This window comes from Hymenobacter fodinae (assembly GCF_004745825.1).
GTDB classification, from domain to species: domain Bacteria; phylum Bacteroidota; class Bacteroidia; order Cytophagales; family Hymenobacteraceae; genus Hymenobacter; species Hymenobacter fodinae.
In genome coordinates, this window is record NZ_SRLA01000001.1 from 108,033 (window position 1) to 129,475 (window position 21,443).

The window sequence follows — 21,443 nt, forward strand, 5'->3', positions numbered from 1 at the left end:
TTGCCCAAGGTGCCAATGGCGCTACCTGCCGCAGGGGTTGCTAACGAAAAATCCCCGCCGCCTGCAGTACCAGACGACGGGGAGTTGAGTCGGGATGACCACCTGAGGTGGCCTAGCAACTTATTGCAACTTAGCCAGCCAGAGCGAGGCATTTAAGTGCAGGCGGGCGTGGCTCACGTTTTCGTTCCAGCCGTCATACACGGTGTTGCCGGGCGAGCCCGTGCCATCGTCGGCCGGTGAAGAGTCGCCGATGATTACCACGCGGCCCGTGCCAAAGGTGCTGCTGGCAGCCATAGCCAGGTTGTTACCCTGGGTGGCCGAGGTGCGCCAGATCAGGCCCTGCACCGTGGAGTTGGCGGTGGGGTTGAGCGTCATGGTGGCACCGTTGTGGAACGACAACTGGCTCACCCGGCCCTGCGAGCCGTTTATAATGGGGTTGGTGGTAGAGGCCAGCGCGTTGGTGCTGTTTTCTACGATGTTATCCATGTTCACCGAGAAGCCGAAGGGGTTGGCCTTCACGGAATTGTTCTGCATCAGGTCGTTCCAGATTTCTGGCGAGTCCCAGCCGTCGTTGTTGCGGTCGGAAATTGTGTGGTCAGAAATCATGAACAGCCCGCCCCCGTTCTGCACAAACTGCAGGATGGCTGTTTTCTCAGCGGCTGTGAACACCGTGTTCGGCTCATCCACCACAAACACGCTGTAGTTGCTTAGGTCCTGCGGGTTAGCGGTGTTGCCGTAGGTGATGGCCGTGCCAGCGGGCAATTGCTCCACGGAGTGGCCTAGCTTCACTAGGGCCACGCCCCAGGCAGAAATAGCGCCGGTCCAGTAGGTTTCCAGGGTGCTGCTGCTGATACCGCTTTGGTCGGGTGAGGGGTAGCGCGAGGCCACGCCGCTGTTCACGTCCAGGACCCAGTCGGCGTTGCCGGCCAACTCTCCATGCGAGCCATCGAACAGAAACTTCTTGCCACCCGTGGTGGGCGGGGGCGTAGTGGTGCCGGAGCCATATTGCTCCAGGGTCACGTTATCGATGTTGATGCGGTTGGTGCCGCCCGAGATTTTGCGGATCTGCAGGCGGATGTTGCCGCTTAGGTTTACGGTGAACGAGGCTGTGCTCAGGGCAGAGCTGCTGCTAGTGATGGTGCTGCCCACTTTGGCGTAGCTGCTGCCGCTGTTCTGGCTTACCCACAGCTCCCACTGCGAGCTGCCATCGGTGCCGTACACCGCATGCTGCACCGTCACTACGCCCGCGCCGGTTGTTGCGTCGAAGTTCATGCCCACCGTGCCCACGTTACGCACCCGCACCGACTGCGCACCGGTTTTAGGGTCGGCGGTGGCGTTGCCGAGCAGGGCGTCGTTGAGCGTCCAGGAGCCCGAGCCGAGGGTAACGGAGCCCGTGGTGTAGGCCGTTTTGGTGCCCGTGTCAAAGCCTTCGGGGAAGCCGGCGCTGCTTACATTCTGCCCAATGACAACGGCCGTCGCGGGGGTGCTGGGCGAGAGGTCCTGCTTGGCACAAGCCAGCATGGCGAGGCTCAGAACAGAGGCCGTGAGCCAGCGAAAAGAATACTGCATGAAAGGAGGGTTTTGGTTGTGGAGGTAGGAAAGGATGGACTACTGCCCGGCAAAGCTACCCAGCAGATTGCCCATGATACGGCTGAGCAGCATTAATGATTTGTTATCAAATGGCAGACTGACAATCGATTGCTGAGTCCTCGTACGTGAGCTAAAAGGCTGCTGAACACTTTCATCATCCTGCTTGTGTCGCATGCAGAAGGCGCGGTACTGGCCTAGGCCACTACCAATGGCATCTCAATGATGGTTTTTTGTCTTTTATTGGTGGCGGGTTAGCATTTTGGCCTTCCTAGGCTGCTCACCCTCAAACAGTCTGCACTTTTCCGCTTTTTTTGAGCCGGAATCCGTACTCGGTTTCCGAGGCGGACTTGCCGCCATACTTCTCACTTTGACCCTTCGTGCTCCAATGGCATTTGACTTTCAGATGTACGCTACTGCCCCCGAGTTCAGCACTCCGGCGGCTTACTTTTCCATGGAATTTGCGCTCGACCAAGCGCTTAAAACCTACTCGGGTGGCCTAGGCTTCTTGGCTGGCTCACACATGCGCTCAGCGTATGAGCTGAAGCAGAACCTAGTAGGCATCGGCATCCTGTGGTCGTTTGGCTACTATGACCAGGGCCGCAATGAAGACATGAGCATGCGCGCCGACTTCCGCATCAAGCAGTACAGCTTCCTGCAGGATACTGGCCTAGTGTTCCCCATCAACATTCACAACGCGCAGGTGCTAGTGAAGGCCCTGTATCTGGCCCCTGAGACCTTCGGCACGGTGCCGATGTTCTTCCTGACCACCGACATCCCCGAGAACGACTACCTCTCGCGCACCATCTCCCACCACCTCTACGACGCCGACACGGCGGCCCGCGTGGCCCAGAGCATTCTGCTGGGCGTGGGTGGTGGCAAGCTGCTTGATCTGCTTGGCCGTCAGACCGAGGTGTACCACCTCAACGAAGGTCACGGCCTCCCGCTGGCGTTTTACCTCTACGATAAGCACGGCCGCAACCTCGATGAGGTGAAGAAGCGCCTCGTGTTCACCACCCACACGCCCGAGCTGGCCGGCAACGAGGAGCACCCCGTGAAGCTACTCGACGAAATGTCGTTCTTCGGCAACGTGCCGCTGCAGGAAGTGCGCGACTTGGGCCTGGTGGAAAACAACAGCCTCAACTACACGCTTACTGCTTTGCGCTTCTCGCGCATCTCTAACGGCGTATCCAAAGTGCACGGCGAGGTGGCCAACGACATGTGGGGCCACTACCAGGGCATCTGCCCTATCATTGCCATTACCAACTCCCAAAACGGCACCTACTGGCGTGATAAGCAGCTACATGCTGCCCTAGAAGCCAACGACGATGCGGCTTTGCTAACCCGCAAAAAGGAGCTGAAGCAGGAGCTTTTCAAGATTGTTGCCGACCAGACCGGTACCCTCCTCGACCCCGAGGTGCTAACCGTGGTGTGGGCCCGCCGCTTCGCCGGCTACAAGCGCGCCGACCTGATTCTGCGCCACTTCGAGCGTTTCCTAGAAATCGTGAACAGCCAGAACCGCCCCGTGCAGGTAATTTGGGCCGGCAAGCCATACCCCAAGGACTACGGCGCTATCGGCCTGTTCAACGACATCATCGCCAAAACCAAGAACCTGAAGACCTGCGCCGTACTCACGGGCTACGAGCTAGGCCTGTCGGCGGCTCTGAAAAAGGGTTCTGATGTGTGGCTGAACACGCCCCGCTACCCCCGCGAAGCATCGGGCACCAGCGGCATGACCGCCGCCATGAATGCTTCTCTGAGCTTGAGCATCGCGGACGGCTGGATTCCGGAGTTTGTGCGCCACGGCGAGAACGGCTTCATCATCGAGCACACCGACATCAACCAGCCTGACAACGTGAAGGACGATATTGAAGCCACCAACGTGCTCGACGTACTCCAGAACGAAATCGTGCCGCTCTACTACGGGCAGCCCGAGAAGTTCCTGGAAATTGCCAAAACCAGCATGCGCGAAGTAGAGCCCGAGTTCGAGTCGCACCGCATGGCCACAGAGTACTACGAGCGCATGTATAACGCCAAATAGTGGCTGCAGGAGTGGCCTAGACCACTGTACTTAAGCTGTTATATAAAGCCCGTCATCCTGCGCAGGATGACGGGCTTTTGTGTGGAATACAATAGAGAAGAACGTCATGCTGAGCGGAGCCGAAGCATCTCTACCTCTAGCTAACTTCTGACGTGAGGACGAAGCGTGAGAGATGCTTCGGCTCCGCTCAGCATGACCGCCTTTGAATTAGACTAGGCTAGGTCACCTCGTCACTTCATCACCTCATCACCTCCCTTCTACTCATCCAAATACTGGTGCACGAACTTGATGGCCATGCTGCCTTCGCCCACGGCGGAGGCTACGCGGGCCATGGCCCCGGCGCGGCTGTCGCCGGCGGCGAAAACGCCGGGCACGCAGGTTTCCAGCAGGTACGGCTCGCGGTTGTGTTTCCACGATTCGGCGTAGCGCGGGTCGGTTACTAGGTCGCGGCCGGTGAGCAGGTAGCCTTTACCGTCGCACACCACCGTGTTGCAGATCCACTCGGTGCTGGGCTTGGCCCCGATAAAGATGAACAGGGCTCGGGCCGGCCGCTCCTCCAGTTGTCCGTTGCGGTTGAGCACCACTTCCTGCAGATGGTCGTCGCCGCGCACCTCGGCTACTTGGGTATGAGTAAGTAGCTCAATTTTAGGTGTCTGGCCAATCTGCTCAATCAGGTACGCCGACATTGACGCCGCCAAGGAGGAGCCTCGAATCACGATAAATACTCGCCGGGCGTAGGTGGCCAGGTACATAGCGGCCTGCCCCGCCGAGTTGCCGCCGCCCACGATGTACACGTCTTGCTCGTCGCAGGAGCGGGCCTCGGTGCGGGCGGCACCGTAGTACACGCCGGCACCCGTCAGCTGATGAATGCCGGGTACCTCTAGGGTGCGGTAACTCACGCCAGTAGTCAGCACTACGGCGCGGGTCTTTACCTCCGTGTCGTTGCCGAGGGTCAGGATTTTGTAGCCGTCCTGAATGCGTAGGCCAGTCACCTCCTGCGGAGCCAGCAGCTCGGCCCCTAGCCGCACCGCCTGTGACCAGGCCCGGTGGGCTAACTCGCTGCCGCTGAGACCGGTCGGGAACCCCAAGTAGTTCTCAATGCGGGAGCTGGTACCGGCCTGTCCGCCGGGGGCCATGCGCTCTACCACCAAGGTGCGCAACCCTTCGGAGGCGCCGTACACGGCCGCCGCCAGTCCTGCTGGGCCGGCCCCAATCACTACCACATCATACAACTCCTGCGAGGCTTTCTGCGACAGGCCTAGGCGCTCCGCCACCACGCTACGCTCGGGGTTAGAGAGGGCCGTGTTATCCTCGAATACTACCACGGGCAAGTCGGCGGGCGTGAAGCCGGTGCGCTGTAGCAGTTCCTGGGCCTCGCCATTGCTCTCGTAGTCAAGCCATTGAAACGCCACCATGTAGCCCGCCAAGAAGTCCTTGAGTTCGTGCGAGAGGGGCGACCATTGGAAGCCAATCAGCCGCAACCCCTGGAAGCGGGGACGGTAAGCGGTTTGCCAGGCCGTCAGCAGATCATGCAGCGTGGGGTACAATAGCTCTTGAGGCGGGTCCCAGGGCTTGATGAGGTAGTAGTCTAGGCGGGCGTGGTTGATGGCCCGGATGGCGGCTTCGGTATCGGCGTAGGCCGTCAGGAGGACGCGCTTGGCATCGGGGAAGAGCTGGCGGGTTTGCTCCAGCAGCTCTACGCCCTGCAGGCCCGGCATGCGCTGGTCGGCTAGTACCAGGGCCAGGGGCTCCTCGCGCTGCTGCAGCTCTTGTATGGTAGCCAAGGCTTCCTCGCCGGAGCTGGCGCGCAGCACCCGGTAGTCGCGGCGGAATTCCTGACGTAAGTCGCGTTCAATAGCATTTAGGACCTGCGCATCATCATCAACGGCAAGCAGAATAGGTTTCTTAGTAGCCATGAGGTGAAATAGGGAAATAATCGGGGATTAAATGGAATTGTGGCGGAGTGGCCTAGTGCTTTTGCGGCCCGGCTGACTCAGCCGAGCAACGGGGCAGCTTACTACATCACTACTTCACCGCCGGCAGCCACACCCGAAACTCAGTGTGGCCCGGCTCCGTTTCTACCTCCAGGCGGCCATCGTGCTGTTCCACAATGCGCAGGGCAATATCGAGGCCTAGGCCGGTGCCTTCACCAGCGGGCTTGGTGGTGTAGAAGGGCTCCAGGATGTGAGGCAGCACATCGGGCGGGATACCCGGCCCGTTATCAATCACCGATACGAGCACAAAGTCGCCTTCCTGGCGGGTGCGTAGCGTGATTTCGCCCCCGCCCGACATGGCATCAATGGCGTTGTCGAGAAGGTTAGTCCACACCTGGTTAAGGCTGCTCACCTGGCCCTTCACTAAGGGCAAGTTGGGCGCGTAGTCGCGGGTAAGCTGCACTTTCTCCTCGCGCATGCAGTAGCTCAGGATGTTCACGGTGCTGTCGAGGCCGGCGTGCACATCCAGGGGGGAAAAGTCGCCGGCCCGGTCCATGTGGCTGTAAGTCTTCACGTTGCTGACCAAGGTGCTGATGCGGCCACCGGCTTCCTGCACGTCGCGCACCAAGCACAGGGTGGTCAGCTGGCCTTCCAGCCACACCAGGGCCGAGGGGCGGCTGGGGGCCGGCAGCGCCGTAATGAGCGGTTTGAGAGTGTCTAGCGTAAGGCCCGCTTCTAGGAGGCCCGCGGCCAGGGCGTAGCCGTCGGGCACATCCTGCTCCTCCAGCCAGTTGGCCAGCTCGTCTTCTCGGTCGGCGCGGTCTAATGGCGAAAGGGGCTCCCGGTTAAGGGGTGGGTTGGAGGCCATGGCGGCCAAGTCGGCCAGAGCGTTGGGCTCGGGGCAGTGGCGCACCAGCTCCAGCAGCAGCCCCGGTTTGGCCCGCAGGCGGTTGTCTAGGGCTTCGGCGGCCCGCATGATGGCGGCGGCGGGGTTGTTCAGCTCGTGGGCCAGCCCCGCCGAGAGCTTACCCAGGGCCCGCAGCTTGTCGTCACGCTCCTGGGCGCGGGCTTCCAGCCGGGCCCGGTCGCTCATCACCCCCACCAGGCGCTGCACCAGTTCGGGGCTGACCTGCTCCAGGGCCGGAAAGTTGTCGCGGTGCAGCAGCAGCAGCTCCGTATGACCCACCGCCACTCCCAGCCCCTGAATGATGCGCAGCCGCGAATAGGGCAGCACGCCACTCACGTGGCCCTTCTCAACCCGGAAGATGGGCTCACGGTTGCCGTTGCGTATTCCAAAGAACTGTAGGCCACCCGCTAGTACCACCACCATAAACTCGGCCGGGTCGCCGGGGCTCAGCACAGTGTCGCCGGAGGCGAAGGTGCGCACCTCGCTGTGGTCGAGTAGCCACTGCAGCGTTTCGGTGGGCAGGTCCGCAAAGGTGGCAATGTGGGTAAGATCATCGGGGGTGATAGTAGTGGCAGGCATGGCAGAAAGGAAGATGATTGAGCATAAGCCAGGTAGAGGCTACCAAAGCTCATCGGGATAAACTGCTAGTACAACTAGGTAAAGGTCTAATTTACTTTCTAATTCTCGCTCTAAAGCAATGGTAAAGCAAACGGCCAGACTCCCCGCAGGAAGTCTGGCCGTTTTACATAAGCGGTATACCGGAGTAGGTACCCCTACTCCTTCACTACTTTCGCTACCCGCGAGGCAGTAGCCTGCCGGACAATGAGGAAGTACACGCCGTGGGGTAGCGCTGCGGCTTCCGGCAGTGCTATTTCAGAAGTGCCCGCCGGCAACTCCAGCTTTCGGGTAAGCAGCACCTGGCCTAGCGTATTATGGAGCGCAATGCTGGTGAGGCCAGCCTGGGGCACCACTACGCGGGCGTACAGCTCCTGGCTGAACGGGTTGGGGTGAGCCTGTAAGGCAATAGACAACTCTGCTGAGGCCAACCTTACTACCTGAACAGAAGAGTATGATTCGGTGCCATCGTGGTCCTGCTGGCGCAAACGGTAGTACAGTACATCGGCGTTGTAGCGTCTGACGCTGGCATCGGTATACGAGTAGGTGGTTTGCTGGCCGGTAGTGCCGCGGCCCGCTACTTGGCCTACCGACTGAAACTGCTGGCCATTGGTGCTTACTTCAATGATAAACTGAGCGTTATCCTTTTCCGAAGCCGTAGCCCAGCGGAGCTGCACATCTGCCGCGCGGACTTCGGCCGCGAAGGAAATCAGCTGCACTGGTAGTGGGTTGGCGGAGTTGGAAACGGTCAGGCGGTCGAAGACGGTGGTAGTGGTGCTGATGCTGCGCGTAGCAGACGCGTCGGCCACTGAGCCCACCCCATTCCAGGGAGCAGTTTGGGTAGCCTGGCGCCAGATGAGCACCCGGGCAAAGTCCGTTAGGCCATTGTCGTTATCGGGCAGCCAAGAAAGCGTAATCGGGACGGCGCCCGTGGGGGCCTGGCTCGTCGTCACCGTCCAGATCCGGTCGATGCTCTTGAAGCTGTTGAACGTGCCGTAGCTGGTGCCCGCGGTGGCGAGGCCGGCGGTGCGCGTAACCACTACCTGGCCTAGGCTTTGGCCGTTGCCGCCAATGGTGGCGCTGTTCGTGAAATCGGTGGCGGCCGTCACGTTGTCGCGGGTTACGCGCAGGTTGCCCAGCACGTAGCGGCCCGTCGCCTCGCCCGTCACGCTGGCTGCGTTGGTGAGGCTGATGGTAGACGTGGCGGGAGTGCGCACCATGCCATTGGTGAGCTTCAGCTCCTGCGTAATCGTCAGGTTGTCGGGCACAGTAACGCCCTGAGTGCTGGCGTTGTTTACCTCCAACTGGCCTAGCGTGGCGCCGCCCGCCGTGAGGGTTTGGGCCGCCGCGCCACTCAGCAGTACCCGGCCCGAAGCCGTAAGAGTGCCCGCATTGGTCAGGTTACCGAGCACCTGCACGGTACCCGCGTTGGTCAGTGTGCTGCCCGCCTTATTGTCGAGGGTGCCCGGTACGTAGAGCACCGCCCCCGACTGCACGGTGATGGTGCTGCCGTTGTTGGTCAGGCTCTGGGCAACACTCGCTTCGGCTAGGGCACAGAGCCCTAGTAAGGAGTAGAAAAACTTCATCCTAATAGTTAGAGCTCTAGCTGCGTTGAGGAAATACGCCTTCAACCGCAATGCAAAAGTTTAGGGCTAGATACGGTGGCATATTTTCGTGGGGCTGATTGCCGCCGACCCCACTTACACTCTGGCCATTCATGGGAGTGTTTGTATTGTTGGCCATAGTAAACTGAGTACCGCCACGGCCATCATTGGCTAGCATGTTGCCGCCCGGAGAAGCAGCGTCGCCAGTAGTGGTAGAGGCAATCAGCTGATGGTTGTGAAACGGCATCTGAGCGTTATTAAGAGTAACTGTCTCCGTGCCACTCATTTCACCTTGTATGTGAGGCGACAAGCCGGGGCCCTGCCCTTGCTGCATAGGGAAACGTCCACGCAGATCCGGTAGCGCAAAAGTTGTTTGGCCATTACCACCATACATAGTACCCAGAATGGAGAATAAAGCAGTGTTTTGAGCAATGGATAAGATTTGTCCTTGGCAGAGCATATAGCCCCTTGGAGCGAAGTTGCCCGCAAACAGCATAATCTCTCCAACGAAGGGCTCCGTACCTTGCGTAGAAGCCACGCTGCGCGTGCCGGCCAGTGCGGGACCAGCCAACAGGCTGCCACCAAGGAGGGCACCCAGACGCTTGAGCAGTCCCCGGCGCTGCGGCTCCGCCTGAGGTTGAGGAGTAGAAGAAGCTGGTACAATGCCAGCAGGAGTAGCCATAAATCTCATAGCCGAGAAGAAAAATCAGGAAGAAGAGGAAGGGAGAATTAATTGATGCGGAACCAGCCGCTGGTGGTGCCATTGACCACATACACGAATTGCGCCGCGAAATTGGGAAGCAGGGTTCCCGTGCTGCTGGCGCTAGTAATGCTCACCGCGTCGGCGTCGAGGTTGGTAATGATCAGGGTTTGACCGTTGGTGCCGGTGCCCAGTGTGATGGCGCCGTTCGCACCGCTGTTGTTCGGCAGTACTACCATGCCCGTCGTGGCATTCAGCGTGCCCGTGCCCGTAGTGGGAATAGCGAAGGTGCTGGTGGTCTGAATGTTGGTAGCGCCTGAAGTAGCGGTTTGCCAGCTGGCTAGGCCACTCGCATCAGAGGTTAGTACCTTGCCTGCGCCGGGTGTGCCCCCGGTAATCTTTACCTGGCCTGCCACTTCCAGCGTGGCGCCCGGAGTAGCAGTGCCAATACCCACGTTGCCGCTGGGCATCAGGCGCATTACATCGCGGTAGTTCTGCGAGGCGTCGTTGTAAGTTCCCACGGCACTAGCACCTACCCGGAATCCTAGGCCTGTTTCGGCACCCCCAGCAGTTATGGATGCTGTGCTACCATCGTGGGCGATGAACAGGTGGTCCCAGGCCGCACTATTGCGTAGGCCCAGCGTGCCCTGCACGTCAAGTGTCTGCGCGGGTGTAAGTAAGCCAATGCCTACGTTGCCACCGTTGGGGTTCAGGCGGAGAGGGTAATTGGTATCAAGTGCGGCAGGGTTAGTGCTCTGAATCCAGTTGCCGGCCGTGCCATTACCACCCAGGTCGAGGGCTAGGCTATTAGAGCCATCTTGGAACCGAGCGTATTGGCCGGCGCTCTGATTAGCATTTACGGTGGCGGGGTTACCCGTGCCAGCCCCCGTAACCATCAGACGAGTTGAGGGCGTAGGGCTACCAATGCCCAAATTACCCGTCTGCGTCAGCGTCATGAGGGTTTTGTTGACAGTGGAATTGTCATTCCACGTTACCCAGGTAAACGACTTGCCCCCCAGGTCTGGAATGCCCGACGACAAGGAGTTAGCCCGCATAAATATGCCCCAGCGGCCTAGGCCACTGTACGTTCCGCTGGTGAAGGCATCCCAGCCACGCGTAATCAGCGGGGCATCGTTGGCATTCAGAATCAGACCGAAGGTTGACCGGCTATACAGGCTGCCATCAGTAGTAATACGCAGGCGCTCCGTGTTACCAGTCCGGACTACCACATCCTTGTTGTCGGTGGTGCCGATGAAGTCGGTGCCGGGGCTAGTGGTGCCCCCCACGCCGGGGTTGGTGCCAGGGTCAGTGCCCGTATTGCCAGTGCGCTGCCAAGCCGAGCTGGTGGCAGTACCCGAGGGCAACGCCACCCATACGCCCCCCTGAAAGTACCAGAAACCGGGCTGCGCCCCATCGGTCTGGAACACCAGCATCCCTTGCGAAGTGTTGGTAATAGCCGTGCGCTGAGCCGCCGTCATGCGCGGTATTAGCAGGCCCTTATTGTTGCCGGCGCCCGCCGAAATATCCAAGGCTGCGGCAGGGTCTGGATTAGCTGTGCCCACGCCTACAGACTGGGCTTTGGCAGATACAGCTAGGGCACTGAACGACAGGCCTAGCAGGTAACGGTAAAGGTGTTGCATTGGTAGTGCAGTAGTTAAGAAGCTGATTATGATACTTCTTGGAAGAATTAAATATGATCAAAGGTATACTTATGAAGAATATATGTGAAATGCTATAGAATAAGTCCAATAATTTATGTATCTACATTATTTAAGTTATTATCAACTGTGACTACGGTTGTGTAATCCATTATCCAGATTTCATTTTGGAAGATTCACTTATACATGAGTTAGTTGAACGATTAATAGAAAAAGCAACAAGTAGTACAATCCAGCGTCATGAATCCGAACTTGTTGTCAGAGATAAGATTATTGTTATAGTATAATTTATAATGAATTGGCTATGCGAAATATGCGTACTCATCATAACCCTTTAGCTCGGGCTAAGCTATTGCTTATGAGCACTAATGCAGGGCACACTATGTACTGAGCAGTAGCCTCCACCAAAAAGCCGTTTCTTACCAAACTTTTTAGCCGTCGCGCGCATTTCTTTAGTTTACCCTGGCTCAGTCAGAGCTCCCTATATGGCCAAGATCAAGACCCTATATTTTTGTCAGAACTGCGGCGCGCAATCCGCCAAGTGGATTGGTCGCTGCCCCTCCTGCGGCGAGTGGAATACCTACGTGGAGGAGGTTATTGAAAAGGCCGATACGGCTACAGCGGCTGGCGCCTGGAAGGCTTCTACCTCCGTGGGCGGCACCACTACCAAAGCCGCCAAGCCCAAGCCTCTGGGCGACATTCTGTATGAAGAAGAGTCGCGCCTCAACACTCACGATGGGGAGCTGAACCGCGTGCTGGGCGGTGGCCTAGTGCCGGGCTCTTTGGTGCTGATTGGCGGCGAGCCGGGCATTGGCAAGAGTACCCTCATGCTCCAGATTGCCATGCACATGGGCAACCTGCGCATCCTATACGTGTCGGGCGAGGAAAGTGAGCAGCAGATCAAGATGCGAGCTGAGCGTCTGGGCAAGCAGCACCCTAACCTATACATCCTGACCGAGACGGGTACGCAGAACATCTTCCGGCAAATCGACCAGCTCCAGCCCAACGTTGTCATCATCGACTCTATCCAGACCTTGCACTCTTCGCTGGTTGAGGCCGGAGCCGGTTCTGTGAGTCAGGTGCGCGAGTGTACCACTGAGCTGCTGAAGTATGCCAAGGATACTGGCGTGCCGGTGCTCCTCATCGGGCATATCACGAAGGATGGCTCCATTGCCGGCCCCAAAGTTCTGGAGCACATGGTGGATACAGTGCTGCAATTTGAGGGCGACCGTCACCTAAGCTACCGCCTGCTGCGCACGGTCAAGAACCGGTTCGGATCAACCTCGGAGCTAGGGATTTACGAGATGCAGGGCAGTGGCCTACGGCAGGTTAGCAACCCCTCCGAGATTTTGCTGAGCCAGCGCACCGAGAGCTTAAGCGGCATGGCTATTGGGGCCACGCTGGAGGGCAACCGTCCGTTGCTGGTAGAGGTGCAAGCCTTAGTGACGCCCGCCACCTACGGCACGCCCCAACGAAGCAGCACTGGTTTTGATGCCAAGCGCCTGCAGATGCTACTAGCGGTGCTGGAGAAGCGCAGTGGCCTCCGCCTAGGCCAGCACGACGTGTTCCTGAACATTGCCGGTGGCCTACGCCTCGATGACCCTGCCCTGGACCTAGCCGTGTGCGCCGCCGTGGTGAGCAGCCTCAACGACGTGCCTATTGCCGGTGAAGTGTGCTTGGCGGCGGAAGTGGGCCTGAGCGGAGAAATTAGAGCAGTCAGCCGCCTAGATCAACGCCTTTCAGAGGCTGAAAAGCTCGGGTTTGCTGAAATGTACATCTCCCAGTTCAACGCCCGTGGGCTCGATATTGCTCGCTACGGCATCCGGGTTCATCCTTCGGGAAGGCTTGATGAAGTGCTGAATGGGCTGTTTGGCTAAGCTGAACCGTAGGGCCTGACCGGAGACAAGGGCATAGTTGCGGTTACCAAGTCCACCAGACTCCTTCTGATTACGAGAACAATACACGGCTTTTACCAGGGGCCACGCTTCCAGGAGTATTATCTTCCGGAAGCGTGGCCCTTGGTTTATAGACCGGATAGATGGCATGCCCGGCAAGGGAGAGCCTACGTTCAAAACTTTGTCTTCGGGAACTCGTTACGAAAAAAGGGTGCTACCGGATTGGACTTTCTTGTTTTTTCTGCCGTATCTTCGGTGCAGGAATTGGCTTTTACCGCGAATCACCTGACGAGAGCAGTCCTACCTGAATCCCCAAAGCGGACAATTCCAAGTCCCTCATGTATGCAATTTCCTCTGATGGCCTCTAAATCCCACATTGCTACTGCCCTGCTATGGGCCGGTCTGCTGGTTGCCCCGGTCCTCGGGATGGCCCAGGGCACGGTGGTTCTCACGGGCAAAATAAGCGGGCGCACCAACGATACCGTGGCCGTATCCATTCGGGAGAATCCGCTCGATCCGAAAGAACAGATTACCTACGCTCGCCTCGACGATAAAGGGGAGTTTCGGATGGCCGTTAAGGTGGATGGCCCTACCCGCGCCGACCTGGTGTACGGCGACGATGTGGCAGATCTGTTTTTGGAGCCTGGCAACCAGTTGGATATCCGGTTTAAGGGCTCTGATATGGCAAGCACCGTTCGGTTTAAAGGCAAAGGCGCAGAAACCAGCACCTACCTGGCCGAGGTAGATGAGAAGTTCATCGAGAATGATGGCTTCCAGGTGCTGCCCGATAACATTATGCTCTATGAGCCCGGCTTTCTGTCGTTTCTGGACTACCGGCGCAAAGAAGAGCGCAAGTTTCTGGAGCACTACAGCGAGGACAACCAACTGAGCCAGGCATTTAAGGACTACGCCAAGGCTGAGATAGATTACAGCTACGCCAACGACCGCCTGACCTTCCAGGACCTGCGCGAGCAAGTGGTAGCTACGGAGAGCCGTCTGAAAATGACGCCCGCCTACTACGAATTTCTCAATGATAAAGCCCTGATCAACAGCCCTAATTCAGTGGGCAGCGGCATGTATCAGGAGTTTTTGCTCAACTACATTCACTACTCCGCCGAGAGCAGTGGCAAGCGCCGCTCCGACCCTGATTTCTACCAAGTGTGCTATGACTTGGCCAAGAATCAGCTGACGGGCCCCGTAAAACCCATTATCATGGGCCGGGTTCTGCAGGAGTCGTTCCGGTTTGGGCACGTAAAACAGTCGGCGGCTATGCTGGCTGATTTTAAAAACGCCGATCCGCAGAACAAGTATTACCCCATTCTGCAGCACGATTTCGAGTCGCATAAGGCATTCGCCATTGGCGCCCCGGCCCCAGATTTTACCCTCGTTTCCTCCAAAGGCGACTCAGTGAGCCTGAAGCAGTTGGCTGGTAAGCTGGTGTATATCAACTTCTGGCGCACTACTAGTGGCCTAGCCCTGCGCGACTTGCCCTATGCCGCGGAGCTAGCCAAGAAGTTCGACGGTAAGAACATCGTGTTCCTGAATATCGCCCTCGACGATAATGAAGGTGCCTGGAAGCAATTGGTACTCACTAAGCGCCTGCCCGGCGTACACGTACGAGCTAGTGGGGGCCTTCGCTCGGCAGTAGCCAAGGCTTACGGAGTACAAGATGTACCAGCCTATTTCTTGCTTGCTGAAGACGGGACTTTCCTCAATACCAAGCCCAAACGCCTCAGCAGCCGCGCGGCAGTTGATGAAATCAAAGAGTCTTTCGGTAAAGCTAACACGTATAGCAGCACATTACCTGCGGGTAACAAGTAAGGTGGCCCAAACTTAGGAAACGCCATAAAAAAAGCCGCTCAGATATGCTGAGCGGCTTTTTTTATGGCGTTTGGTAGTTCATATCCGATTCTAGACCAGTGGTTACTGGCCTAGGCGGTACGAAAGCCTGTAGCTTGCTTAATGGAGCGCTCGTTGCCAGTGGCGGGGTCAGAATAGCTATGCTCCCCAATCTCCACCGATACGCGCTTACCAAGTAGCTGTTTGGTGTCGAGGTCTTTGCCCGGTTCAGCATGGATGCCCACGGCTGCGTACAGGGAAAGCAAGATGGGCATAGCCGCCTGCGAAGTGTAGAAGCGCTGGGTCACGAAGCCTTCCTCGTTTTCCATGCGAGCGGCGAAGAAAGGCACATTTTGGTGTTCACTCTGGCCTTCCTGGATATCGGTAATCTCTACGGTGTGGCGGCCGTCGGGCAGAAATCCTTTTTCCTGTCCTTTCTCAACTGAAATTTTCATGATCTGTAGCAAGGTTGGATATAGCTGGTATACGCAGCTAAATTTATTAGGTTATAATACTAATATAAATAGTATATGAATGATGAATGCTCAAGCTGTCAAGAGATTGTGTTTACAGGCTGTTTTATAAGTTAAAACGTATGCTACGAGCCACTGGGAGCTTTTGCTGCCTTTGTTGTTAGCAGCACTGTACCTTTACTGCAGCATGGCTTCCCTCCTCTCCGACGCGCTCAACTTCGTTTCCAAGACCTCACCCGGGCGCCTCTGGAACGCCACGCAAGTGACGGGCGGCTATTTGCTTAGCAAGCTCACCGGTAAAGCCCGGCACTGGGGTCTGCCCGTAGCGCTAAGTTTTGAGCCGACTACCAGCTGCAACCTGCGCTGCCCCGAGTGCCCCAGTGGCCTACGCTCCTTCACGCGCCCCACGGGCATGCTACCCGATGAGCTGTTCAAGAAGACCATTGACGAGGTAGCCTCGCGGCTCTGGTATTTGATCTTCTATTTCCAGGGGGAGCCCTACCTGCACCCCAACTTCCTGGAGTTGGTGCAGTACGCCTCGCGCAAAGGCATATATACTGCCACCAGCACTAACGCCCACTACCTCAACGATAAGAACGCCCGCCGCACAGTGGAGAGTGGCCTAGACCGCCTTATCATCTCCCTCGACGGCACCACGCAGGAGGTATACCAGCAGTATCGGGTAGGTGGCAAGCTCGATAAGGTGCTGGAGGGTACCCGCAACCTTATTAAGTGGCGGCGGGAGCTGAAGTCGCAGACGCCGCGGGTGGTGTTTCAGTTTCTGGTGGTGCGCCCCAATGAGCACCAGATTGCGGAGGCCAAGCAGTTGGCCAAGGAGCTGGGTGTAGACGATGTGTGGTTCAAGACCGCCCAGATTTACGACTACCACAACGGCTCCCCCCTCATCCCCACCATCGACTATTACTCGCGCTACGAAAACCAGGGTAACGGTACCTGGAGCATCAAGAACAAGCTAGTGAACCACTGCTGGAAGATGTGGCACTCGTGCGTGGTGACCTGGGATGGCCTAGTGGTGCCCTGCTGCTTTGATAAAGATGCCGAATACCGCCTCGGCGACCTGAAGCAGCAAACCTTCCGCCAGCTCTGGCACGGCACCAAGTACCAGAAGTTCAGAGCTTCCCTGCTCAAAGGCCGCGACCAAATTGAGATGTGCCGCAACTGCACCGAAGGCACCAAGGTCTGGGGATAAGGGGAGTTTGCTAGGTGGCCTAGAGCCGATGTGAACCTACTTCAGAACGTCATGCGGAGCAGAGCAATGTAGTATGTTCAGTTGGCGCTTATCTTGGAGGCAGGCTTTTCTTATCTATCTCAGTGACCTATGTTTTCTGCCGCACGCATCGCTACCATCCGCAAGAGTAAAGGTGTTTCGCAGGAGGTGTTGGCCGAGCAATCGGGGGTAAGCTTGCGCACTATTCAGCGGGTAGAGCAGGGCGACACCGTGCCGCGGGGCTACACCTTGCAGGCCCTGGCCGCCGCCCTGGATGTTCCGCTGGAAGCCTTCCGCTCAGAAGAGCCTGAACCGGCTCCACTCCCTAAACCGGAAGCTGCTCCGGCCCCAGTGTTGGCCGCCGCGCCCGCGCCAGCATTAGCGCCCTCGGGGGCCGCGCTCCCCGACCCGCAACTGCTGCAGCTACTCAACCTGAGTGCCCTAAGCTTTTTGGTGTTTCCGCTGCTGAACGTGGTGGTGCCCTGGGTGCTGTGGCGCAAGCACCGACACGATGTGGAGCACGCCGGCGAGGTAGGGCGGCGGGTGCTGGGGTTTCAGATTTTGTGGCAGGTGCTCTGCTTTCTGAGCTATGGCCTGGCCGCTGTAGCTCAGCTGTGGGCCCACTTGTATCACGTAAAGCTGCCCAACCTTTTCATGTGGGTTTTTATTGGCTCTTACCTGTTAAACCTGCTGACGATAGGCTGTAACGGGTGGAAACTGAGGCAAGGCAACCTCAACATTTACGCTTTCCGACTGTGAGATGGGGGTTGTGTACTTGCTTGTATAATAAGTAATTATATCAAATGGCGGCAAAATGGCGGGTAAATGGCGGCCGTACACGGGTGGGGTTGAGGATAGCTTTGGAGCATCATCCAACCCCCACTTACTTCGTCATGAAACTCTTCCGCAACATCCTGCTCGCCGTACTTATCCTGCTGTTGGTTAGTGGCCTAGGCGGCTACTTTTACATGCGTAAGAAGTTTGAGCCCGCCGCCAATCAACTGGTGGTTGCTGGCCTACCTGCCACCCTCAACTTTGCGTGGCATGCCAGCGGGGTTAAGCCAGTGAACCCTCACGCCGGCCTGCTGGTACCCGTAACGTTGCCCGGCTGCCCCCGCACGTGCTACCTGCAGTTTGACACGGGCTCTCCTTCCACCCTACTTTACGCCAACGCCTTGGCAGCCCTTCGCAAAGAGTACCCAGCCACAGCTCAGCGCCTGCTACCCCAGGCTGATACCGTGCGGGACGTTACCTTCACGCTAGACCAGGCTACCGTGCAGGCTCACTGGCTGCGGACCCTGCAGTATGGTGCCACAGAGCTGCCCACCGACAACACCGAACACTTCATCATTGGTACCCTAGGGGCCGATGTGCTTGATGGTCGCGTGCTGGTGATTGACTACGCCCACCAGCGCATCAGCCTGACCACCCAAGTGCCCGATAGCTTGGCCCGCCGCGCTGCATTTGTTCCCCTGGATTATGCCAGCCGTCGTATAATTCTGACCGCGCAGGTGCAGGGCCAGGACGAGAAGCTGCTCTTCGACTCGGGCAGCAGCGCCTTCTCCCTTATTACCAGCCACGCTACTTGGCAGCAAATGGCTCAGCCCCAGGCCCCCGTTCTCACGGCTGCTTCCAACTCCATGGGGCGCAAGCTCACCACCTACACTACTGCCACTACCGAAGCCATGCAACTGAACCACATGACGGTACCCTTTGGGGACGTGACCTACGTGGAAGGTACTAGCCTAATGCAGAACACCCTGATGCGCTTCTCGGGCATGGGCGGCATGCTGGGCAACAAGGCTTTCGAGCAGCACACCATTGTGCTGGATGTGCCCGGCGGGCGCTTTGGAGTAGTACGGTAAGCGCGAAGTAGAAACAGCGGCTCTGCATAGCCCAGCCTTTCCGGAACATGCAGAGCCGCTGCTCACTTCATCCAAATTTCTCTGGAAAATAGTCTTGTTGCTCGATTTCAGGCCTTGCTAACGACCAAACCGATAACGCAGGCCTACAGCACCCGAGGTGGTCACGACTCGTGGAGAACGTAAGTCCATATTAACGGTGCCTTCGGCTACAGCCTCTAAACCAGAAATGATGCGGTAGCGGAAGCTAGGGCCTAGACTCAACGCTTTGTGGTTCGTTTGGGAGCTACGTTCAAAAGGGACGGTACCGCTAGTGGTAACATAATCAGGGTTATACCCTTTGCCCTGATAGGTTTCGTGGTCCCACGTAAAGCCACCTAATGCATCAACCTGAAAACGATGGCTTAGGGTGCGAGTAAGGGTATATCGTCCTAATGCTGTCACGGTTAAGGCTGTGTTGCGGTAGTCATTGCGGTAGTTTCCGATGGGGTTGCCGTAAATATCATGGAGAGTGCCTGCGTAAGAACCTGGGCTACTGCTATAGGCTGCCCCTAACTGCACCGCCCAGCGCGGGTTAAGCTGGTAGCCGAGTGTGAGCTGCAAGGGTGGCACTGTGCTCTTGTCCAGCTCCCGGCTCAATCGTTGGGAGAAGTTGGTAAAGGCTGAAACGCCAATGTAATACCGAGGTGTTTCTGGTTCAGTAGTTTGCGCAAGACTGAACAGTGGGGTTGAGAGTAGAGCAACGCCAACGGCAATAGACCGAACAAGCATAAACGGAAAAGTATAAAAAGTAGAAAAGAGGATTAAATAGCAAAGTGAACATCTAGAAGAAGCTTAAACCCTACGAAACGTTGCAGCCAAGGCAATAAAAATACCCTGGGTTGATAGCTTTCAAGCCTATAAAGCTTAGGGCCACCAACCCAGGATATCTTACACAGGTACAGCCGATGGTGCCTTGTAACTAGTAAAAACGCCTGCCCTAGTAATTCCAGGGGTACATATCTGGAGGAGTGTGCTCGTCTTGGTGCGTGGGTAGGGCGTGAAGGGCGCGAGTCTGGTCAAGGAACATAAACGCATCGTAACGCTCAGGAATAAGCGTGGGTACGTAGTTGCCGAACTGCTCAAACTCGGGCCGATATACTACCCCAATAGCGCGGTGACCCATGGGCTTCTCTAGCAAGGGGTGGCCGCGCAACTCATCGGAAAACAGCAGGGCATTATCACCCTGTAGTTGCTGGTGTAGGGTGTATTCCCAAGAGCTGCGGCGGGCTTCTGGTACCCGCATAATTTCGGGGGTAGCGCCCCACTTCTTGCCGGCCACCACGGTGCCCTGGTAGGAGCCGAAGCCCACGGCAAAGACGTTCTCGCGGCCGTAGGTTTCGCGGGCCAACTGGCCTACGTTCACCATGTTGTCGTCGCGCATGTCAGTGTATCGGGCGTCGCCGATATGGGTGTTATGCTCCCAGATGATGGCTTTGCTGTCGGGGCCGTGGAGGTCGAGCAGGCGGGTGAGGGTTTCCATCATGTGCCGGTCGCGCACGTTCCAGGAGGCCGAGCCGCCCTTGATCATGGCCCGGTAGTAGCGCTCGGCATTCACGGCCACCAGGGCGTTTTGCTCGGCGTTAAACTTCTGCTCCTGGGCCGGTAGGCCATCGGGGTGTAGCTCCCGAACCTGGCGGCGCAGGGCCCGCAGCATCTCCGTCACTTCATCCTCGCAATCTTCCGACACAAAGGCCACGGCCTGGGCATACTCCTGCGGGTCTTCGCTGTAGGGCTCAAAGCACCGGAAGGCTTTATGAGCGGCCTGCACGGCCCCGTCGCCCTCCTTTTCCACGTACTGCAGAATCTCCTGCAACGATTCCCACAGACTGTATACATCCAATCCGTAAAAGCCCACGCGCTTGTCCTCGGGCAGCGGGCGGTTGTGCTGGCGCAGCCAGTCTACTAGGGCTGCAATTTCCCAGTTTCCCCACATCCAGGTAGGCCACCGGTTAAAGGTGCGTAGCACATGGGAAGCCGGCGTGTCAGACTCAACCTGCTCCTTGATGGCAGCATTTACCTCAAAACAGTCGGGCCAGTCGCCTTCCACGGCAATAAACTGAAAGCCTTTTTCCTGAATCAGGCGCTTGGAGAGGGCCGTGCGCCAGCTGTAGTACTCGGAAGTGCCGTGCGAAGCCTCCCCCAGCAGTACCACGCGGGCATCGCCAATGGCTTGCATGAGTGGGTCGAGGTCGGCAGCGGAGCGAAGCGGATGGGTGGGCAAGGTCGTCTTCATAGTCGAGATTGGGTAGAGCGGAAACACAAGAGTGCGCCGCAACGGGGTTGCGGCGCACTCTTATCTAGTGCGGGTAGAATTATGGAAGAGCTTATTTGTGGCTCTTGCTCAGATTTTTACCCAGGTCTTCTACCTGTTTCAGAAACTCCAAGGCATCGGAGTCGCCATAGGTACCGTAGGCTGAGGAAATAGTACCACGCACGCCATCAGCAGTTTCCAGGGCATAGAGAATCGACATGTCGTCGGGGTCACTTTCACCCTCGAAGCGGTAGAAGTCCACAATGGTCACTTCATTAGGACCGTAGCTCTTATCGCGCTCATTATCGATAGTATGCAGGCGGCCCTCCGTCACGCGGAAATCGGCCGTATAGCCATCCTGGCTGAGCTTGCGTTCTACGTTTACGAGCGAGCGTTCTTCTTCTTTATCTTGCATGGGAGGGGCGTTTTGGAAATGAAAGAGTCGGTTGGGGAGAGGGCGCAAAAGAAAGCCCCGTACCGGCTATACGTAGCCAGTACGGGGACAGGTTATCCGAAGCTGAGAAGAATTGTTGCGCTTACTTGCCGGTACTCTGCGTAGCGGCCAACTCAATAGTGCGCTGCAGACGATCAACATCAATGGTGGAACAGGCGCCCCCGCACCCTTTGGCGCAGCCTGCTTGAGTTTTATCGAAGAACGCACGCCAGAATATCCGACCCACATAGAAGACGGCTCCGGCAAAAAGCAAGGCGATGATGAGATACTGTATCCACATGATGGTCACAAAACTACGAGGCCGCCGGAAAAGTTTAGCGCAGTGGCCTAGATGGTATTAACAGCGCCAAGAA

At 57.5% G+C, this 21,443-nt stretch carries 17 protein-coding genes; 6 read left to right on the plus strand and 11 right to left on the minus strand.

What is annotated here, in order from left to right; genetic code table 11:
• Positions 1-120 precede the first annotated feature (120 nt).
• Positions 121-1,569 carry a hydrolase gene (locus tag EU556_RS00435; RefSeq protein ID WP_135429910.1) on the minus strand — a complete coding sequence of 483 codons (1,449 nt, stop codon included), beginning with the start codon at positions 1,567-1,569 and terminating at the stop codon, positions 121-123.
• A 406-nt stretch (positions 1,570-1,975) separates the two neighbouring features.
• Between EU556_RS00435 and glgP the strand changes: the two genes are divergently transcribed.
• Positions 1,976-3,628: an alpha-glucan family phosphorylase gene (gene glgP, locus EU556_RS00440; RefSeq protein ID WP_135432534.1), complete on the plus strand. Its 1,653-nt coding sequence runs from the start codon at positions 1,976-1,978 to the stop codon at positions 3,626-3,628.
• A 257-nt stretch (positions 3,629-3,885) separates the two neighbouring features.
• Here glgP and EU556_RS00445 read toward each other — a convergent pair whose 3' ends face one another.
• The 5 genes from EU556_RS00445 to EU556_RS00465 all read right to left on the minus strand — a co-directional run bounded on the left by EU556_RS00445 (position 3,886) and on the right by EU556_RS00465 (position 11,028).
• Positions 3,886-5,544 (minus strand): FAD-dependent oxidoreductase, encoded by a 1,659-nt coding sequence (locus tag EU556_RS00445; protein ID WP_135429912.1) that lies wholly within the window; start codon positions 5,542-5,544, stop codon positions 3,886-3,888.
• 109 nt (positions 5,545-5,653) lie between these two features.
• The gene (locus tag EU556_RS00450; RefSeq protein ID WP_135429914.1) at positions 5,654-7,048 is read right to left on the minus strand and encodes a sensor histidine kinase; all 1,395 of its coding nucleotides are present in this window, start codon (positions 7,046-7,048) and stop codon (positions 5,654-5,656) included.
• Positions 7,049-7,242: 194 nt separating this feature from the next.
• Entirely contained in the window at positions 7,243-8,670 is a 1,428-nt protein-coding gene (locus EU556_RS00455; RefSeq protein WP_135429916.1) for a T9SS type A sorting domain-containing protein, read from the minus strand.
• Positions 8,671-8,686: 16 nt separating this feature from the next.
• Entirely contained in the window at positions 8,687-9,370 is a 684-nt protein-coding gene (locus EU556_RS00460; protein ID WP_317128690.1) for a phage tail protein, read from the minus strand.
• A 47-nt stretch (positions 9,371-9,417) separates the two neighbouring features.
• Entirely contained in the window at positions 9,418-11,028 is a 1,611-nt protein-coding gene (locus EU556_RS00465) for a hypothetical protein (RefSeq protein ID WP_135429918.1), read from the minus strand.
• Between the two features lie 503 nt (positions 11,029-11,531).
• On the opposite strand from EU556_RS00465, the gene radA reads away from it, so the two are divergent.
• Positions 11,532-12,923, plus strand: a complete 1,392-nt coding sequence (gene radA / locus EU556_RS00470) for a DNA repair protein RadA (RefSeq protein ID WP_135429920.1) — start codon at positions 11,532-11,534, stop codon at positions 12,921-12,923.
• Between the two features lie 360 nt (positions 12,924-13,283).
• Positions 13,284-14,762 (plus strand): TlpA family protein disulfide reductase, encoded by a 1,479-nt coding sequence (locus EU556_RS00475; protein ID WP_135429922.1) that lies wholly within the window; start codon positions 13,284-13,286, stop codon positions 14,760-14,762.
• A 110-nt stretch (positions 14,763-14,872) separates the two neighbouring features.
• On the opposite strand, the gene EU556_RS00480 is transcribed toward EU556_RS00475, so the two are convergent.
• Positions 14,873-15,235 (minus strand): hypothetical protein, encoded by a 363-nt coding sequence (locus EU556_RS00480; RefSeq protein WP_135429924.1) that lies wholly within the window; start codon positions 15,233-15,235, stop codon positions 14,873-14,875.
• A 205-nt stretch (positions 15,236-15,440) separates the two neighbouring features.
• On the opposite strand from EU556_RS00480, the gene EU556_RS00485 reads away from it, so the two are divergent.
• The 3 genes from EU556_RS00485 (at position 15,441) to EU556_RS00495 (ending at position 18,346) form a co-directional block, all read left to right on the plus strand.
• Positions 15,441-16,463, plus strand: a complete 1,023-nt coding sequence (locus EU556_RS00485; protein WP_135429926.1) for an SPASM domain-containing protein — start codon at positions 15,441-15,443, stop codon at positions 16,461-16,463.
• Positions 16,464-16,592: 129 nt separating this feature from the next.
• Positions 16,593-17,240 carry a helix-turn-helix domain-containing protein gene (locus tag EU556_RS25915; protein ID WP_167855391.1) on the plus strand — a complete coding sequence of 216 codons (648 nt, stop codon included), beginning with the start codon at positions 16,593-16,595 and terminating at the stop codon, positions 17,238-17,240.
• 134 nt (positions 17,241-17,374) lie between these two features.
• Positions 17,375-18,346 (plus strand): hypothetical protein, encoded by a 972-nt coding sequence (locus EU556_RS00495; RefSeq protein WP_135429928.1) that lies wholly within the window; start codon positions 17,375-17,377, stop codon positions 18,344-18,346.
• 117 nt (positions 18,347-18,463) lie between these two features.
• On the opposite strand, the gene EU556_RS00500 is transcribed toward EU556_RS00495, so the two are convergent.
• The 4 genes from EU556_RS00500 to EU556_RS25920 all read right to left on the minus strand — a co-directional run bounded on the left by EU556_RS00500 (position 18,464) and on the right by EU556_RS25920 (position 21,370).
• The gene (locus tag EU556_RS00500; RefSeq protein WP_135429930.1) at positions 18,464-19,114 is read right to left on the minus strand and encodes an outer membrane beta-barrel protein; all 651 of its coding nucleotides are present in this window, start codon (positions 19,112-19,114) and stop codon (positions 18,464-18,466) included.
• A 208-nt stretch (positions 19,115-19,322) separates the two neighbouring features.
• Complete coding sequence (locus EU556_RS00505) at positions 19,323-20,618, minus strand: erythromycin esterase family protein (protein ID WP_135429932.1); 1,296 nt, start codon at positions 20,616-20,618, stop codon at positions 19,323-19,325.
• Positions 20,619-20,709: 91 nt separating this feature from the next.
• Complete coding sequence (locus tag EU556_RS00510; RefSeq protein ID WP_135429934.1) at positions 20,710-21,051, minus strand: hypothetical protein; 342 nt, start codon at positions 21,049-21,051, stop codon at positions 20,710-20,712.
• A 121-nt stretch (positions 21,052-21,172) separates the two neighbouring features.
• Positions 21,173-21,370 carry a FeoB-associated Cys-rich membrane protein gene (locus tag EU556_RS25920; RefSeq protein ID WP_245327344.1) on the minus strand — a complete coding sequence of 66 codons (198 nt, stop codon included), beginning with the start codon at positions 21,368-21,370 and terminating at the stop codon, positions 21,173-21,175.
• Between the last annotated feature and the right edge of the window lie 73 nt (positions 21,371-21,443).

Excerpts from the sequence above, each read along its gene's own strand:
- EU556_RS25920 (WP_245327344.1), bottom strand. The coding sequence starts at position 21,370 with ATGTGGATACAGTATCTCATCATCGCCTTGCTTTTTGCCGGAGCCGTC.
- EU556_RS00475 (WP_135429922.1), top strand. The coding sequence starts at position 13,284 with ATGCAATTTCCTCTGATGGCCTCTAAATCCCACATTGCTACTGCCCTG.
- EU556_RS00465 (WP_135429918.1), bottom strand. The coding sequence starts at position 11,028 with ATGCAACACCTTTACCGTTACCTGCTAGGCCTGTCGTTCAGTGCCCTA.
- EU556_RS00445 (WP_135429912.1), bottom strand. The coding sequence starts at position 5,544 with ATGGCTACTAAGAAACCTATTCTGCTTGCCGTTGATGATGATGCGCAG.
- EU556_RS00450 (WP_135429914.1), bottom strand. The coding sequence starts at position 7,048 with ATGCCTGCCACTACTATCACCCCCGATGATCTTACCCACATTGCCACC.
- EU556_RS00480 (WP_135429924.1), bottom strand. The coding sequence starts at position 15,235 with ATGAAAATTTCAGTTGAGAAAGGACAGGAAAAAGGATTTCTGCCCGAC.
- EU556_RS00505 (WP_135429932.1), bottom strand. The coding sequence starts at position 20,618 with ATGAAGACGACCTTGCCCACCCATCCGCTTCGCTCCGCTGCCGACCTC.
- radA (WP_135429920.1), top strand. The coding sequence starts at position 11,532 with ATGGCCAAGATCAAGACCCTATATTTTTGTCAGAACTGCGGCGCGCAA.
- EU556_RS00500 (WP_135429930.1), bottom strand. The coding sequence starts at position 19,114 with ATGCTTGTTCGGTCTATTGCCGTTGGCGTTGCTCTACTCTCAACCCCA.
- EU556_RS25915 (WP_167855391.1), top strand. The coding sequence starts at position 16,593 with ATGTTTTCTGCCGCACGCATCGCTACCATCCGCAAGAGTAAAGGTGTT.
- EU556_RS00485 (WP_135429926.1), top strand. The coding sequence starts at position 15,441 with ATGGCTTCCCTCCTCTCCGACGCGCTCAACTTCGTTTCCAAGACCTCA.
- EU556_RS00495 (WP_135429928.1), top strand. The coding sequence starts at position 17,375 with ATGAAACTCTTCCGCAACATCCTGCTCGCCGTACTTATCCTGCTGTTG.
- EU556_RS00510 (WP_135429934.1), bottom strand. The coding sequence starts at position 21,051 with ATGCAAGATAAAGAAGAAGAACGCTCGCTCGTAAACGTAGAACGCAAG.
- EU556_RS00455 (WP_135429916.1), bottom strand. The coding sequence starts at position 8,670 with ATGAAGTTTTTCTACTCCTTACTAGGGCTCTGTGCCCTAGCCGAAGCG.
- glgP (WP_135432534.1), top strand. The coding sequence starts at position 1,976 with ATGGCATTTGACTTTCAGATGTACGCTACTGCCCCCGAGTTCAGCACT.
- EU556_RS00435 (WP_135429910.1), bottom strand. The coding sequence starts at position 1,569 with ATGCAGTATTCTTTTCGCTGGCTCACGGCCTCTGTTCTGAGCCTCGCC.
- EU556_RS00460 (WP_317128690.1), bottom strand. The coding sequence starts at position 9,370 with ATGGCTACTCCTGCTGGCATTGTACCAGCTTCTTCTACTCCTCAACCT.